This window comes from Hoeflea sp. (assembly GCF_039975035.1).
Taxonomy (GTDB): Bacteria; Pseudomonadota; Alphaproteobacteria; order Rhizobiales; family Rhizobiaceae; genus Hoeflea.
On sequence record NZ_JBDWHW010000154.1, the window covers coordinates 12,326 to 28,038 of the forward strand.

Consider the following 15,713-nt stretch of genomic DNA (forward strand, 5'->3'; position numbering starts at 1 on the left):
TCATGCAGCGTTCATCGAGACGGCCCTGCTTTCTCGATCCGGTTTCCGACTGTTGGCCAAGTTCGCAAGCATTTCAAATGTGCGCCGCGGCTGCGCCACGCCTGATGACTTCATCGCCAGAGCGCAGAAAATGGTCGCTACCCCACCCGCTCGACAAACCCGTCGAGCACCCGTTTCTGCCCGGCCTTGTCGAAATCGATGGTCAGCTTGTTGCCGTCGATGGAGGCGATGTTGCCGTTGCCGAATTTCAGATGGAAGACGCGGTCGCCGACGGAATAGGCCGAGGAGGTACCGGTGGATTTGGCCACCAGCTCACCCTCGATGGTCGAGCCGCGCGGGCCGCTTTCGCCGTAAGCAATGCGTTCAACCGAAGGTCCCGAACGCGTCCCCCAATTGTCGCGCGCCGCATCGGTCTTGTTGGCTTGCGCCCGTTTCCAGCCCGGCGTGTTGTAATTGCCTGCGAAAGGTTCGGCGCGATCGAAGCGCGAGGCGCCGTAAGGGCCGCCTGACTGACCGCCCTGCCCGCCAAAACGGCCCGAACGGCCATAACCGCCATAGCCGGTGTCCATTTCAGCGACTTCGACATGGGCTTCGGGCAACTCATCGAGGAACCGCGACGGCAGCGTGGATTGCCACAGCCCGTGAATGCGGCGGTTGGAGACAAACCATATGTGGCAATAGAGCTTTGCGCGGGTCAGGCCGACATAGGCCAGACGGCGCTCTTCCTCCAGCCCCGAACGGCCGCCCTCGTCGAGCGCGCGCTGGTGCGGGAACAGCCCCTCTTCCCAGCCGGGCAGGAACACGGTCTCGAATTCCAGCCCCTTGGCCGAGTGCAGCGTCATGATCGAGACGGCGTCGAGGTCGGGGTTGTTGTCCTTGTCCATCACCAGTGCGACGTGCTCGAGAAAGGCGCGCATGGATTCAAAGCTGGAGATGGTTTCGACCAGTTCCTTGAGGTTTTCCAGCCGCGTCGGGGCATCCGCCGACCGGTCGTTCTGCCACATCTCGGTGTAGCCGGATTCCTCCAGGATTGTCTCGGCCAGTTCGTGGCCGGGTTTGGTTTCCAGCATGGCCTGCCACCGGGTGAACATCTCGACCACATCGGTCAGGGACTTGCGCGGCCGGGCCTTGAGCTCGTCGGTAAGCACCAGATCGCGCGCGGCGGCCAGCATGGGAATACCGCGGGCGCGGGCGACATCGTGGATCTGGCGCACCGCCGCCTCGCCCAGACCCCGCTTGGGGACATTGACGATGCGCTCAAAGGCGAGATCGTCGGCGGGCTGGCTGACGACGCGGAAGAACGCCATGGCGTCGCGGATTTCCTGGCGTTCATAAAACCGCGGGCCGCCGATCACCCGGTAATTCAGCCCCAGCGTGACGAAGCGTTCCTCGAACTCGCGCATCTGGAACGAGGCGCGGACCAGGATAGCCATGTTGTTGAGTTCGCGGCCCTTGTTCTGCGCCTGCTCGATCTCCTCGCCGATGGCGCGGGCCTCTTCTTCCGAATCCCAGGCGGCGTGAACCTGCACGCGCTCATGCTCGGGGTCGGACTGCTCGGTGAACAGGGTCTTGCCGAGCCGGCCTTCATTGTGGGCAATCAGGTGACCTGCGGCGCCCAGAATATGTTCGGTGGAGCGGTAATTGCGCTCGAGCCGGATCACCTTGGCGCCGGGAAAATCCTTGTCGAACCGCAGGATGTTTTCCACTTCCGCGCCGCGCCAGCCATAGATCGACTGGTCATCATCGCCGACGCAGCAGATGTTGGGGCGCTCGGGGGCGGTGCGCTGCGCCAGCAGTCTGAGCCACATATATTGCGCGGTGTTGGTGTCCTGATATTCGTCAACCAGAATGAAGCGGAATTTCTGCTGATATTCCTTCAGCACATCGGGATGGGCGCGAAACAGCCGGATCGGCAGGCACAAAAGATCGCCGAAATCGACCGCGTTCAATGTCTGCAGCCGCGCCTGATAGGCGGTGTAGAGGGGCCTGCCCTTGCCACCCGCGAATCCACGGCTGTCGCCTTCGGGGATTTCTGACGGGCCGAGGCCCTTGTTCTTCCAGCCGTCGATCATCTGGGCGAACTGACGCGCCGGCCAGCGCTTGTCGTCAATGCCTTCGGCCTGGATCAGCTGCTTGCACAGCCGGACCACGTCATCGGTATCCAGAATGGTGAAATCGGAGCGCAGACCCGCCAGTTCGGCATGGCGGCGCAAAAGCTTGACACCGATGGAATGGAAGGTGCCGAGCCAGGGCATGCCCTCGACCGCGCCGCCGACCAGAACGCCGACGCGCTCCTTCATCTCGCGCGCTGCCTTGTTGGTGAAGGTCACCGACAGGATCTGCGAGGGATAGGCCAGTCCCAGATTGAGGATGTGGGCAATGCGGGTGGTCAGAACCCTTGTCTTGCCGGTGCCCGCGCCGGCCAGCACCAGCACCGGACCTTCGATGGATTCCACCGCGTCGGCCTGCTCCGGATTGAGTCCGGAAAGGTAGTTGGGCCTGGGTTGTGCGGCGGTGCGCGCCTGCTGGCTGGCTGCCAGCGCGCGCGCGGCAATCGAGCCGCCGGCACTGGCGGCAGGCGGGGTTCTGGGCGCCGGGTCGTCGTCGCCGAAAAACGGAATGTCATCATCTGCTGGGTTCATACCCGTGAATGTAGTGATTCGGAGCCGAAAGGCCAGCGTTCGCGGCTTATTCCGGTGGACGGATGCCGCAAAACCGGGGTTCATGAAGGCAAAGGCGCGCTTTCCCGATCAAGCGGCTTTGGCTAGACTGCATGTTTCCAGCACAGGGACGCCGCATGGATCACAAAGAGTTTCTCGCAAGCCTGACTGCCGAGCAATGCCGCGAGCTGACCGAGACATCGGACCGGCGCGGGCTCGCCCAGCTGGCGCTGCATTTCGGCACTGTTGTGGTTCTGGGCGAGTTGATCGCCGCGCGGGTGCCGTTCTGGCCGGCGCTGATGCTGCCGCAGGGCATAGCGCTGGTGTTCTTGTTCACGCTGCTGCATGAGGCCAGTCACCAGACCCCGTTCCGGTCTCGTTGGCTCAATGTGGCCGCCGCCCATATCAGCGGATTTCTGATCCTGCTGCCGCCGCGCTGGTTCCGCTATTTCCATTTCGCCCATCACCGGTTCACGCAGATGCCGGGCAAGGACCCCGAACTGGCCGCGCCGAAGCCTGAAACCTGGGGCCAGTACCTCCTGCACATTTCCGGCATTCCGGTGTGGATCAGCCATGTGAGCACCCTTGTGCGCAATGCGGCGGGGCGCTGCGAGGATGGCTTCGTGCCGACGGGGAAGCGAGATGTTGTGCGCAACGAGGCGCGGATCATGCTGGCTGCCTATCTCACGCTGCTGCTGGCAAGCCTCGCGTTCAGATCTTCCGCGCTGCTGTTTGTCTGGCTGATCCCGATGCTTGTCGGCCAACCGTTCCTGCGGCTTTACCTGCTGGCCGAACATGGCCGCTGCGCCTATGTCGCCAACATGCTGGAAAACTCCCGCACCACCTTGACCAACGCGCTGGTGCGACGGCTGGCGTGGAACATGCCCTATCACGCCGAGCATCATTCCTACCCGGCGGTGCCGTTTCACAAGCTGCCGGAGTTGCACCGGCTTGCAGCCGCGCATCTCGGCGTGACCGAGACCGGCTATGGACGCTTCCACGCGCGATATGCGCCGGAGTTTCGCGAGGTGGGCGAAGCGGCGGAGTGACGCGTCAGGAAGCGGCAGCTTTACTGGTCCCGGCGCGAGGCCGGGATGAGAGGAAGATGCGTTGCATTCGCCTCGACACCGGGCGCCTCAAGCCTTGGCGCCGCAGCACTTCTTGAATTTCCTGCCCGAGCCGCAGGGACATGGATCGTTGCGACCAATGCCGGCAGCGCGCGGCGGCAGGACGTCCGCCAGCATGTCCCAATAGACCCAACGACCCTCGACGCGCCGGAACTGCGAGTTTTCGGCAAGGGCGGCGGCCTCGCCATTGTGGCGGTAGCGGGCGATAAAACGGACCGTGCCCTCGCTGTCGCTTTCCCTGCCCTTGCGCGTGGCGATGATTTCAAGTCCGAGCCAGTGTGTGCCCAGTTGCAGGGCTTCCGCTTGCTTGCGGTCAAAGGCAAGCGCTGCCGGCCCCGCGCAAGTGGCCGCAATGTAATCGAGATGCCCCAGCGCATAGGCTGCATAGCGCGAGCGCATCAACCTTTCAGCCGTCGGCGCCGGTTCCCCCGCATGATAGCGGCCGCAGCAGGCAGCAAGATCAAGGCCGGAACCGCAAGGGCATGGAAGATCGTTCAAAGTGGCTTTCCTGACAGTGTCATCAAGACAATCATGGGCGATCCTGACCGCTCCCGGCTGACACTGTCCGGTTCCGGATCAAGGCCGCCATTTCGCTTGCCGCCAATCTCGCGCAGCTACATTTGGCGCACATTGATCTTGCCGGTTCCGGCTGACACCAGAGCTTCGGGCATGCGGGAGCGGCGGTATTGCAACGCCACGACCTTGTAGCCGCCAGACTTGAGCTGCGACAGCAGCATGGGAAGCATCGCGGCCGTTCGCCCATGAATATCATGCATCAGGATGATGCCTTTGCGCCTGGCGCGGACCTGCGCCATGGTGCGCTCGGCGATGGTGGCCGGGCTTGACGTAAAATAGTCCTTGGAGTCGATATCGACATCGAGAATGACAAGGCCGCGATCGGCGACAGCACGTCGCAGCGCGCCCGAATCGGCCAGATAGGGGAACCGGAAGAAGCCGACCCTGCTGCCTGTCGCCCGGGCGACCGCCGCATTTCCGGTGTCAATGTCACCGAGCGCGCGGGAATGGCTCAACCCGGCCAGATTGGCGTGGTTGTAGGTATGCCCGCCCACCGAATGCCCCTCGTTGACGACCCGCGCCGCCATTGCCGGATAGCTGCCCGCCATCTGGCCGACCATCAGGAACGTGGCCTTGACGCCATACTGTCCGAGCACGGCCAGAATCCGGTTTGTCTTGGCGGGGATCGGACCGTCGTCAAAGGTCAGGATGACTTCCTTGTCGCGCAGCCTGATCTCGGAGACCGAGGCCACCTTCAGGGTTCGACCGGCCAAAGCCCCGAACCGCTTGCCGCCAGGCGCCGTACCGAACCCGGAAAACGGCTGTTTGCCATCCTCGTCGGACCGGTCGCGGCCAAGAAGCGATTGCTTGTCGGCAACCGGCACGTAGGCGGTTTTCGTGGCTTCCAGACTGGAAGGCGGTTTTGAGGCACACCCGGCCGCGGCAAGACATGACAGGATACAGATGACGGCAAGACGCGAAACCATGGCTCGATCAACTCATAACAATGACGTTGCCAAACTTTCGCTGATTATGGTTAACCGAGCGTTGACGGAGTTCGATTGCACACGTTTGAAGAGATATGGGACACGGGACAGAGCACGACTTGACATATTCGCCGCCCGCGTGATGTGGCGGCCATCGGGTGGCGAGACCAAGGCTGGAGCCGCAGCGGCATGAGCACATGATCGGGGCCCTCGCGACAGCAAGCCTGCCGCGGGGCGCATTCAAACGAAGTCAGGTGACGCGCATCAGCCGTTTTGTTTCTGCATGTCTTTATCGCAAAACCGCTGCACACTTTTGCGCGAGACGCATCAAGGCCGGCATGGCCGGAGGCGAGACAATGGCGGACCACACCATGCCAGGGTCAACACGTCAGGAAGCGGCTCAGGCTGCGGCGACTTTTGTGTCGTCCCCATATGCGTCGAGCAGTTGACCGGTGTGTTGCCACAAGGCGGAGTTCAAGCTCAGGATCTCGGTCATGCCGGTGCTCAGCGTCTGCTGAAATGTCTCAAGGTCGGTTATGAGGTCGTTCAGGACGGAGTTCGCCAACCGTCCGGCCTCCACCTTGCCCATGATGCGAATGGCGGCCAGGCCCAGGGTCAGGCGCTTGATTTCGGCGGCTCCCCTGGCAAATTCCTCGAGCTCACGCTGAATGTTCACAAGATTTTCCACAGCCCTGGCGGCGTAGAGCCCGCGCTGCCTGTCGAGATGCGCCATCTCGCAAGCATGATCGATCTCCGAGGTTTTGGCCTCGCCGGCAAACACCTCGGCGATTTCTTGCTGGATGATGGATGTCGACAGCAGGAACGCGCCTTCGCATATGGTGTCGGACACCTTTTTCGCAGCCTCGAAAAAACCGTCAAGACCCAGCCTTATTTCTTCAGCAAGCAGGCTGTAATTGTTCGATATCGTGCCGATTGCAGCACCGGTGTTGCCGAGTTGTCCCGCCTGGATGATCAGGTTGAGCGGCACGAAACGGAAACTGTGATAGGTCTCAGTCACACGGGTAGCGGTTTCAAGCAATTTGCCGGACTCGAGCAAGAGTTCGTGAAAAAACCTGACCGTGGACAGGGTCTCGACCGAGAGCATCCGGTCACGGGCCAGAATTTCTGAAATCAGGCCCTGCGTCATGAAGCTCTGATAATTCCTGAATCCCAGCCTGTTGAGGCTGGCGAGCAATATTTCCGCGCTCTTGGCTGGGGTCAGATCCCCGTCGCTTTCGGCCTGCAGCAGGGCTTGGTACTGTTCCTGAGCCCCTTCAAACACTGCGCTGGAAGGTTTGAGCCGGACCGATAGGTAACCGTTTTCGATCGGCGTGACGATCGCGTAGACCCAGTAATACTGCCCGTTCTTGGAACTGTTCTTGACATAGGCTCCGATCGGCAAGCCTTTGCGGATCTGATCCCAGAGCAGCCAGAACACACCCCTGGGCATGTCCTTATGGCGGATGGTGTTGTGCGGCTTGCCGAGAAGTTCGTCCCACGAATATTGACTGACACGCTGGAACACGGTGTTGCCGGACTTTATTTTTCCGCGACTGTCGGTGCGCGAAAAGAACAATTCATCAAATCCGAATTTCACTTCCTCCTCGTTCGCCTGGCACGGGAGTATTGAATTCCTGGCAATCATCTCAGTACCTAAATTGATCATCGCGGAGTTGAACCGCAAGAAGGGTTAATCTCAGACCAGCCTGTAAAACAGGCAAATATTCGCACTCAATGATGAATACTTTATTATCTATTTGCCGATACCGAGATTATTTGGCTACCTTTTGAGCATCAGGACCGATCAAGCCTCTATTGGCGCAAAACCCGGTCCCGGCTGAACCAGGCAATTGCTTCGCGCGGCCCGGGTTTGATTGCCAGGCCCGGCCTCACAGCCACCCCTTCTTCTTGAACCACAGATACGGACCCACCGCCGAGATCGCCATGACCGCCAGGGCCACCGGGTAGGCCCAGGGCAGCCTCAGTTCTGGCATGTCGTTGAAATTCATGCCGTAGACGGTGCCGATGAAAGTGGGCGGCAGGAACACCACGGCTGCGACCGAGACCACCTTCATCACCTGGTTTTGCTGTACCGAGATCAGCCCCAGCGAGGCATCGAGCAGGAAGATGATGTTTTCGGAGATGAAATCGGCGTGTTCGGACAGCGACTGGATATCGCTCGCCAGCGACCGGCAGCGCTGACGGATCGCCTTGTCGCCTGAAATTTCCGGAAGGATCTGCAAGAACCCCGCCACCCGCGACAGCGACATCAGGCTTTCCCGGACCTTGGCGATGGTGCGTTGGTGGCCGGCGATCTCGCCGAGCATGGCTTCCAGATCTCGGGTTGCGGTATCGGGATTGTCATCCTCGCCGGACGAGAAGATCCGGTTCGACAACCGGTCGATATGGCGCGAACGACCCTCCAGCACCTCGGCGCTGCGGTCGACCATCGCCTCGATCAGCCGGGTCAGCACATCATGGCCGCCAAGGCCTTCAAGTTCGCGGTGGGCATTGGCGGCAAAAATCGTGAATGCCTTGGGTTCGGCGTAGCGAATGGTGACCAGCCGCTTGCCCGAAAGCACGAAGCCGATATCGGCGATCTCGGCAAAATCACTGTCGGCCTTCCACACCACGCTTGCGGTAAGATAGGCCGCACCGTTTTCGATGTAGAGCCTGCTCGAGGGTTCGATATCGCGCAGTTCATCCCGGCTCGGCACCTCGACGCCGATGAGTGCCTCGACCCGCGCCTCTTCCTCCGGCGCCGGGTTCAGCAGGTCGATCCAGCAGCTTGCCTCCGGCAGCGGATCAGCGGCGTTTTGCGGGGTGTCGAGACAGACGCCATCGCCGTCATAAAGCCTGATCATGGCGGTTAGCTGCCCTGCCGGGCGGCGTCGAACACATCATCGACCGGCACCTGCAGCGCTGTGGCCAACTGGTTGGTCTTGCCCGCCAGGCCGATGATCGCCAGCAGTTCGCCATATTGCTCTCCGGTCATGCCCTTGGCGCGCGCGGCGGCGGTGTGGGAATGGACGCAATAGGTGCAATTGTTGGCAACCGAGACCGCAATATAGATCATCTCCTTGGTCAGGGGATCGATCAAGGACGGCTTGCCGACCACCTCCTTGACTTCGTTCCAGGTGCGCTCGAGCAGAGCCGGATCAAACGCAAGCCAGCGCCACATGTTGTTGATGAAGTCGGTCTTGCGGGTCAGGCGGATATCGTCGAACACCGCCTTGACGCGGGCGTCGGATTCCAGATCCGGGGAAGGCAATTGCGTGGTCACGTCATGATCTCCATGAAACCGGGTTGTATGATTGCGGAGCGATGCGCCGCGCGCATGTCGCTGGTGACGCAGACTAGCATTTCGCTCGGGGCTTGGCGACGCGGATAGCCATGTCGGTTCAACGATAACAGGCTCCGGCCTTTCCGTAGTGTAAAACCAGCCTAAGTGAGTATGATCGCGCAGCGTTCCTGTTACCTTGGGAGACCCAGCATGGCAGACAAACCCTCCACTTCTCCGGCGATCACCCAGGCCATGATCAAGGCCTATGACGACTACACCCACCTGACGCTCGACCGGCGCGGTTTCATGGACCGGCTCACCCGGCTGGCAGGGTCCGGCGCAGCCGCCGCCGCGATTGCGCCGCTGCTTGCCGCCAACAGCGCCCGGGCGGCGATGGTGCCTGCCGATGACGCACGTCTTGTGGCTTCGCAGGTCAGCTTCCCCGGCGCCGACTGGGACATGACCGGGTATCTGGCCATGCCGGCGGAGAACTCCGGTCCTCTTCCGGCGGTGCTGGTGATCCACGAAAACCGCGGCCTCAACGAGCATATCCGCGACGTGGCCCGCCGGCTGGCGCTGGAAGGGTTCGCGGCGCTTGCTGTCGATTTTCTCTCGCCGCTCGGCGGCACGCCAGACGATGAGGACAAGGCGCGCGAGATGATCGGTCAGCTCGAAGCCGCAGAGACGACGGCCAATGCAGCTGCGGCGCGGGCCTGGCTTGCCGGACATGACAGGACCAGCGGCAAGTTCGGCGCAGTCGGTTTCTGCTGGGGTGGCGGGCTGGTCAACCAGCTTGCGGTCAATGATCCGGAGCTTGGCGCGGGCGTTGCCTATTACGGGCGTCAGGCCGCAGCCGGAGACGTGGCGTCGATCAGGGCACCGCTGATGCTGCATTATGCCGGTCTCGACGAGCGCATCAATTCAGGCATCGATGCCTATCGCGCGGCGCTGGAAGCGGGCGGCAAGAGCTTCGAGATCCATGTGTACGACGGCGTCAACCACGCCTTCAACAACGACACCTCGGCGGCGCGCTACGACAAGGCGGCGGCGGAGCTGGCGTGGTCGCGAACAATCGGGTTTTTCAAGGACAAACTTGGCTGACATCGGGCGGGCTTTGTCATAATCTGGAGACGAACTGCCGTCATCTGTTGACCTGCAGCAGCAGGGCTGATTGAGCCTTGCAAAATGTGTGCGCGTCGCTTGCAAAGCCCAAACCGCCCGTTTACGCTTACGTTAACGTCATACAACTGAAGGATTCCCCATGAACGATCTGATCAAACGCATTACCGACAGCGTCGGCATTGATGCGGACACTGCCGAGAAGGCTGTTGGCGCCATTCTGGCCTTCCTGCAGTCGGAAGGTCCCGCCGACAAGGTCAAGGAAATGCTCGCTGCCGTGCCCGGCGCGGACGCCCTGATCGCACAGGCGCCGAGCGGCGGCATGCTGTCGATGGGTGGCGTCATGGGCCTCGGCCAGAAGCTGATGGGCATGGGCCTGGGCATGGGCGAAATCTCCGGCGTCGCCAAGCAGACGATCGGTTATGCCCGTGAGAACGGCGCGGGCGATTCCGTCGACGAAATCGTCGCCGCGATCCCGGGGCTTTCGCAGTTCGTCTGATTGCGACGCACCACGATGCCATGATTGAATCCGGCGGTCCCCACCGCCGGGTTTTTTGTTTGCTGAAACCTGATGGTTGACGCAGGTCACTGCAGATCACCACCCTGCCGCGCCGGTCATTTGCGGTCCGGGACCGGAATGGAAAACGGCGAAACCTGTCGGTTCGGCTATGGCGATTTCATGTCGCGCTCAGGCTGCGACGGCGCCGTTTACCCCTGCCCCGGCAGCGGGCTTGCGGCGCTCGACAGCTTCGCAGCCGGCCTCGCCGCTGTCGCAGGCAAGCCAGGCCTGGCTGCGGCCATTGTCCTTGGCCCGGTAAAGCGCTTCGTCGGCGCTGCGGATGATGTCTTTGGACGTGAGTGCGTCGTCCGGCCACCAGGCGACGCCGATGCTGGCGCCAATGCGGGCGACGCCGCCTTCGAAATCGATGTCTTCGCAAATGCTGGCAATCATCCTGTCGCAGCGCGCCAGCACGTTGGCGTGGTCAAGCTTGTCCCAGAGCAGGATGATGAATTCGTCGCCCCCGACACGCGCGGCCATGCCGTCGTCACCGACGGCATCCGCAATGCGCCGGGCGGCGGTTTTGATCACCAGATCACCGACCTGATGGCCATAAGTGTCATTGACCGCCTTGAACTTGTCGAGGTCAAGGCAAAGGATGGCGCAGCGGCCCTGTTGGCGTTTGGCGATAATGCCATCAAGCGCTTCATCGAACTGCAACCGGTTAGGCAATCCGGTCAGGGCGTCGTGCATGGCGCGGTGATGATTGCGCGCTTCGCTGTGCTGCAGCGCCCGGAGCACGCGGCCATAGCGCATAGAGACCAGAAACAGCGCCAGCGCCACCAGAACCAGGGACGCGGCAAGCGGGCCGATGGCGCGGGTCCAGATGATGGCGGATGGTTGTTCCACCCTCCAGCTTGCGGCCAGAGGCTGCTGGCCTGAGACCTGGTTGACCAGCATCGAACCGCGGCCTTTCTCAGCGGCGACAACCGGACCGATGCGAAGATCCTCAAGGCCGAGATTGCGGCCGATTTCGCCCAGATACTGCGCGGTCAACGGCTTGAACGTCAGCAACACCAGCGGCACCCCGTCCGCGAGCACGGCGACATCATCGGGAATGATGGCCTGCGCGACAACCACGCCGAAGCTTCCGTCGACAAGGCGAACATCGGCTGCATAGAGCGGCATTGCGGGATATGCCGGCTTGCCTGCCAAGCGGAAGCCATCGCCGTCGGGCTTGCGGCGGGCGAAATAGGCAGTCCGGGTCGCCTCGATCAGGTCGCTACTGCGCGCCACATAGACAGCGCCGTTGGCGGGCGTCATCACCTCATCCTTGAAAACCGTCAGCAGCGGCGTGTTGTCGGGCCGGACCACGACAGATGATTCGATTGCGAAATCCTCCCACATCCAGTCGGCGATTTCATCGTTGACGAAGTCCTCGTCAACTGTGCCGCCCAGGGAGATAACCGTCTTGTCCCAATGGGAAATCTGCTCCTGGTCGCGCACCAGGATCTCGATCTGGCGGTCGATCTCGGCCTGCATCAGATGGTGTTCGACCTCGAGACGCACGTCATCGGCAACACCGCCGGCGAAAGACAGAAGCTTCAGATTGGCGGCGGCGAACACCATGATGACGGCGGCGCAGAGGGCGTAAACACCTAGGGCGATGTTGCTTGCCGGACCAGTGCCGGATCGATTTTTCATGGCGTGCGTTCCCGTTTCGTCAGGCATTGTATGCATGAACGCTGAAAATTCGGCTAAATGGCGTGGTTTTCAGGATCTTAACACCCGGGACGTCCGCTGACCGAGGATTGCAGCCGGGCGTCAGATGGCGCAAGTTTGCCTTGCATGATTCCGGCCTGCCTGAGGCGGAACCCAACAGCGAGGCGTCAATGCGAAAACCTGTTCATCGCTTGCCGCTTGGACGCAGGAGCTTTCTGCGCCTGACGGCGGCTTCCGCGCTTGCGGCTCCCCTGACCGGGCCGGCGCGCGCTGCGGACGCGGATGTCGATGTCATTGTCATCGGCGCGGGCATGGCCGGGCTGACGGCCGCGCGCAGCTTGAGCGATCTGGGTTATGAGGTGCTGGTGCTCGAAGCAGCAGAACGCATCGGCGGCAGACTGTCCACGGACCAGTCGCTGGGCGCGCCGTTCGAGCTGGGCGCGGGCTGGATTCACGGACCTGACGGCAATCCGGTGAGCGCGCTGGTGTCGGCTGCCGGCGGCGAGACCTTTGTCACCGAGGACGACAGCCTGCTGGTGATATCGGGCGACGGCGTGCGCCAGAAGGATGGCCTGATCGAGAGCAGGGAGGCTGATCTCAAGGCGTTGTATGAGCGCATTGACGAGACGTTGGATGCCGACCAGCCGCTGAAATCGGCGATCCAGCGGCTGGCGCCGGAGGCGCTGGACGATCCGGTGATGACCTGGATGATGTCGGCCTATACCGAATTCGATGCCGGCGGGCCGCTGGACCAATTATCGGCCTATTATTTTGACGAGGACCAGGCCTTTCCCGGCGCCGATGTGATTGTCAGCAATGGCTATGACCGGATCCTGCCGCCGCTGGCCGCAGACCTCGACATCAGGCTCGGCCATCCGGTGACCGAGATTTCCTATGAGCGGGGCGACGGCGCCACGGTGACGGCAAACGGCCGCGAGTTCGAGGCGGATTTCGTCATCTGCACTGCTCCGCTCGGCGTGTTGCAGGCCGGCGACATCGACTTCGATCCGCCGCTGCCGAAAGCCTATCGCAACGCCATTGGCCGCATCGGCATGGGCAATGTCACCAAGCTGGCGCTGAAGTTCGAGCAGCCGTTCTGGCCGGTCGGGACCCAGTATTTCGGTCTGACCGGCACAGAAATCGGGCGATGGGCCTCGATCCTGAACTACCGCACCTTCTCCGATCAGAACATCCTGGTGGGGTTCTGCGTCGGCGCCTATGCGCCGCGGGCCGAAGCCATGAGCGACGCGGACATGGTCGGCGACGCCATGCAGGCGCTGCGTTCGATGTTCGGTGCGAGCGCGCCGGATCCGGTGGCGGCACTGGCCACGCGCTGGTCGCAAAACCGGTGGAGCCGCGGCGCCTATTCCTTCGCCAGGACCGGCTCGACACCGGCGGATTTCGAGCTTCTGGCCGAACCGGTGGCCGGCACGCTGCTGCTGGCGGGAGAACACACGCTGTTTGACAGCCACGCCACCGTGCACGGGGCGCATCTGAGCGGGCTTGCCGCCGCGCGGCGGATCGACGAGGATCTTGCCTGACAAAGCACCTTGCCTGACAGTGCACCCTGGCTGACAAAGCAGCGGGGCGGCCCGCCCCCAGGCCAGCCCCGCGCTCCTCCCCCGTCCTTGCCTAGGAGAGGGATCCCTAAGCCGGACGGATGGCCTTGTTGAGTTTGCCGGCGACAAACCATGACACCGGAATTGCCACCAGCGCGCCGGCAAGCGCTGCAAGCGAAATCGAGGCGGCGTCCATCCGGTCAACACTCAGCGCAGCCACGATGAAGCTGCCGGCCAGCATTGCGCCAACCATGATGTAGATAACCGCCACGAGCTTGAGCATGATCGCCTCCTGAATTCAGGCGCCGCACCGCGCCGGCGCAGCGCCTTGAAGCACAATCTAGCCCTGCCGCAGCGGCGGGATTTTGATCTGGCTCAAGCGAAATGCAGATTCTTCGCCGCCAATAACTTTTTACTGGACTCAGTTCCCCCTGTGCCGAAATGAAACAGATGCGGCTGGCATGGTTTGTGCACCGTGATGCGCATGAGCACCAACCATCCCGATTTGAACCGCCGCCGCCTGCTTGCCGGGCTTGCCGGGGCTGGCGCGGCCACGCTGCTGGCGTCACCGGCGAGAGCGGGCGAGCTGTTCGCACAGGTCGATCTGCGCGGCGGCCACGATGCCGATCTCAAGGGCCTGCTGCCCGATGCCGTCGATGACCAGAGCCGGCTGTTCCAGCGCGCCATTGACGACGCGGCGGCGGCGGGCCGCATTCTCAGGCTGCCGCCGGGCAGCTACGTGATGTCCAATATCGATCTGCCCGAGGGCGCGCGGATTTCAGGCGTTGCCGGCGCGACACGGCTGATCTATGGCGGGCGCGGCCATTTCATGCTGGCCGAGGGGGCGCGGCGGGTGGAGCTTTCGGGGCTGGTGCTCGACGGCGCCAACCAGCGGCTGGGCGGGCATGTCTCGGGGTTATTGCATCTCAGCGGCGTCGCCGAAGCGGTGATCGAGGATGTCAGCATCGCCGGCGCCGACGGGCACGGCATCACGCTGGAAGCCTGCGGCGGGCGGATCAACCGGTGCGAGATCTTTGGCGCAAGGCTGGCGGGGATCTATGCGGTGGAGAGCAAATCGCTGTCGATCACCCGCAATCTGGTGCGCGACTGCGCCAATGGCGGCATTCTGGTGCATCGCTGGTCGATCGGCGAGGACGCGACGCTGATCGACGGCAACCGGGTGATGCGGATTGCGGCGCGCGCCGGCGGCACCGGGCAGAACGGCAACGGCATCAACATCTTTCGCGCCGGCAATGTGATGGTGACGGGCAACCATGTGTCGGATTGCGCGTTTTCGGCGATCCGGGCCAATTCGGCCAGCAACATCCAGATCGTGTCCAACCAGGCGCTGCGCTCGGGCGAGACCGCGATCTATGCCGAATTCGCCTTCGAGGGCGCGGTGATCGCCTCCAATCTGGTCGACGGCGGCACGGTGGGGATTTCGGTGGCCAATTTCAACGAGGGCGGACGGCTGGCAGCGGTGACCGGCAACATCATCCGCAACCTGACGACGCAAGGCCCCTACCCGCCCGAATATGCCGGTTTCGGCATCGGCATGGCGATCGAGGCGGATGCGGCGGTGAGCGGCAATGTCATCGAGGGCGCGCCGAAATGGGCGGTGCTGATGGGCTGGGGTCCGTTTTTGCGGGCGGTCAATTTTTCCGGCAACACCATCCGCAATTCAGGCGCCGGCGTCGCCGTCTCGGTGGTCGAGGGCGCGGGTGCTGCGCTGATTTCGGGCAATTTGTTCGATGCGACCCCCGGCGGCGCGGTCCTCGGCTGCCGCTGGAACGAGGTGGTAACCAGGGATCTGGCCAGGGTCGGCGCCGGCCGGTTCAGCCATCTGACACTGGAACGCAATGTGGTGAGCTGAAGCGAGAGAATTGACGCGCCGGCTGGGGCATGCACCGACAGCCCCGCGCGTTAAAAACGCCGGAGGTTTGAGAGAGAGACCCGGGTCCGGAGGGCCGCGCGCAGGCTGCACCTTCGAAATTTTTGTAGTTTGGGTGGCGCATTCCGCGCGCGGGCCCGAACTTCGCCGGATGATGTCCGCATCCGACAGGCAGTGGCCGCTTCACTTCTTCCGCTTGAGGGTGCTTGACCCGACGCGGGACTATCCGGGTTGCCCCGAACCGCGCGGCCTGGACAGGGGCGCGGCGGACGTGTTTCGCGTGGTTTCCGGCACGAAGCACCTGCCCCGATACGCGGGGCAGACCTCCGCCACAGGCCCGTTTCAGCGCCG

General features: G+C 62.7%; 14 protein-coding genes. 6 read left to right on the forward strand and 8 right to left on the reverse strand.

What is annotated here, in order from left to right:
- Positions 1–137: 137 nt before the first annotated feature.
- The gene (locus ABJN75_RS13825) at positions 138–2,642 is read right to left on the reverse strand and encodes a UvrD-helicase domain-containing protein (protein ID WP_348440164.1); all 2,505 of its coding nucleotides are present in this window, start codon (positions 2,640–2,642) and stop codon (positions 138–140) included.
- A 155-nt stretch (positions 2,643–2,797) separates the two neighbouring features.
- On the opposite strand from ABJN75_RS13825, the gene ABJN75_RS13830 reads away from it, so the two are divergent.
- A complete protein-coding gene (locus tag ABJN75_RS13830) occupies positions 2,798–3,709 on the forward strand; it encodes a fatty acid desaturase family protein (protein ID WP_348440165.1) in 912 nt (303 codons plus the stop codon).
- Positions 3,710–3,796: 87 nt separating this feature from the next.
- Here ABJN75_RS13830 and ABJN75_RS13835 read toward each other — a convergent pair whose 3' ends face one another.
- The 5 genes from ABJN75_RS13835 to ABJN75_RS13855 all read right to left on the reverse strand — a co-directional run bounded on the left by ABJN75_RS13835 (position 3,797) and on the right by ABJN75_RS13855 (position 8,572).
- The gene (locus ABJN75_RS13835; RefSeq protein WP_348440166.1) at positions 3,797–4,285 is read right to left on the reverse strand and encodes a YchJ family protein; all 489 of its coding nucleotides are present in this window, start codon (positions 4,283–4,285) and stop codon (positions 3,797–3,799) included.
- Positions 4,286–4,401: 116 nt separating this feature from the next.
- Positions 4,402–5,289: a polysaccharide deacetylase family protein gene (locus tag ABJN75_RS13840; protein WP_348440167.1), complete on the reverse strand. Its 888-nt coding sequence runs from the start codon at positions 5,287–5,289 to the stop codon at positions 4,402–4,404.
- Positions 5,290–5,689: 400 nt separating this feature from the next.
- Positions 5,690–6,886 (reverse strand): PAS domain-containing protein, encoded by a 1,197-nt coding sequence (locus ABJN75_RS13845; RefSeq protein WP_348440168.1) that lies wholly within the window; start codon positions 6,884–6,886, stop codon positions 5,690–5,692.
- A 292-nt stretch (positions 6,887–7,178) separates the two neighbouring features.
- Positions 7,179–8,153, reverse strand: a complete 975-nt coding sequence (locus ABJN75_RS13850) for a magnesium transporter CorA family protein (RefSeq protein WP_348440169.1) — start codon at positions 8,151–8,153, stop codon at positions 7,179–7,181.
- Positions 8,154–8,158: 5 nt separating this feature from the next.
- A complete protein-coding gene (locus ABJN75_RS13855; RefSeq protein WP_348440170.1) occupies positions 8,159–8,572 on the reverse strand; it encodes a carboxymuconolactone decarboxylase family protein in 414 nt (137 codons plus the stop codon).
- A 210-nt stretch (positions 8,573–8,782) separates the two neighbouring features.
- On the opposite strand from ABJN75_RS13855, the gene ABJN75_RS13860 reads away from it, so the two are divergent.
- Positions 8,783–9,673 carry a dienelactone hydrolase family protein gene (locus tag ABJN75_RS13860; protein WP_348440171.1) on the forward strand — a complete coding sequence of 297 codons (891 nt, stop codon included), beginning with the start codon at positions 8,783–8,785 and terminating at the stop codon, positions 9,671–9,673.
- Between the two features lie 160 nt (positions 9,674–9,833).
- The gene (locus tag ABJN75_RS13865; protein WP_348440172.1) at positions 9,834–10,190 is read left to right on the forward strand and encodes a DUF2780 domain-containing protein; all 357 of its coding nucleotides are present in this window, start codon (positions 9,834–9,836) and stop codon (positions 10,188–10,190) included.
- Between the two features lie 189 nt (positions 10,191–10,379).
- On the opposite strand, the gene ABJN75_RS13870 is transcribed toward ABJN75_RS13865, so the two are convergent.
- Positions 10,380–11,894, reverse strand: a complete 1,515-nt coding sequence (locus ABJN75_RS13870; RefSeq protein WP_348440173.1) for a diguanylate cyclase — start codon at positions 11,892–11,894, stop codon at positions 10,380–10,382.
- Between the two features lie 188 nt (positions 11,895–12,082).
- On the opposite strand from ABJN75_RS13870, the gene ABJN75_RS13875 reads away from it, so the two are divergent.
- Entirely contained in the window at positions 12,083–13,453 is a 1,371-nt protein-coding gene (locus ABJN75_RS13875) for an FAD-dependent oxidoreductase (RefSeq protein ID WP_348440174.1), read from the forward strand.
- 106 nt (positions 13,454–13,559) lie between these two features.
- Here the strand turns inward: ABJN75_RS13875 and ABJN75_RS13880 are convergent, their stop codons facing one another.
- Entirely contained in the window at positions 13,560–13,754 is a 195-nt protein-coding gene (locus tag ABJN75_RS13880) for a hypothetical protein (RefSeq protein WP_339749670.1), read from the reverse strand.
- Between the two features lie 201 nt (positions 13,755–13,955).
- Here ABJN75_RS13880 and ABJN75_RS13885 point away from each other — a divergent pair, with 201 nt between their 5' ends.
- Both ABJN75_RS13885 and ABJN75_RS13890 read left to right on the forward strand, forming a co-directional pair.
- The gene (locus tag ABJN75_RS13885; protein WP_348440175.1) at positions 13,956–15,344 is read left to right on the forward strand and encodes a TIGR03808 family TAT-translocated repetitive protein; all 1,389 of its coding nucleotides are present in this window, start codon (positions 13,956–13,958) and stop codon (positions 15,342–15,344) included.
- A 169-nt stretch (positions 15,345–15,513) separates the two neighbouring features.
- Positions 15,514–15,713, forward strand: a 200-nt coding sequence (locus ABJN75_RS13890; protein ID WP_348440176.1) for a hypothetical protein, incomplete at its 3' end; no start/stop codon positions are given.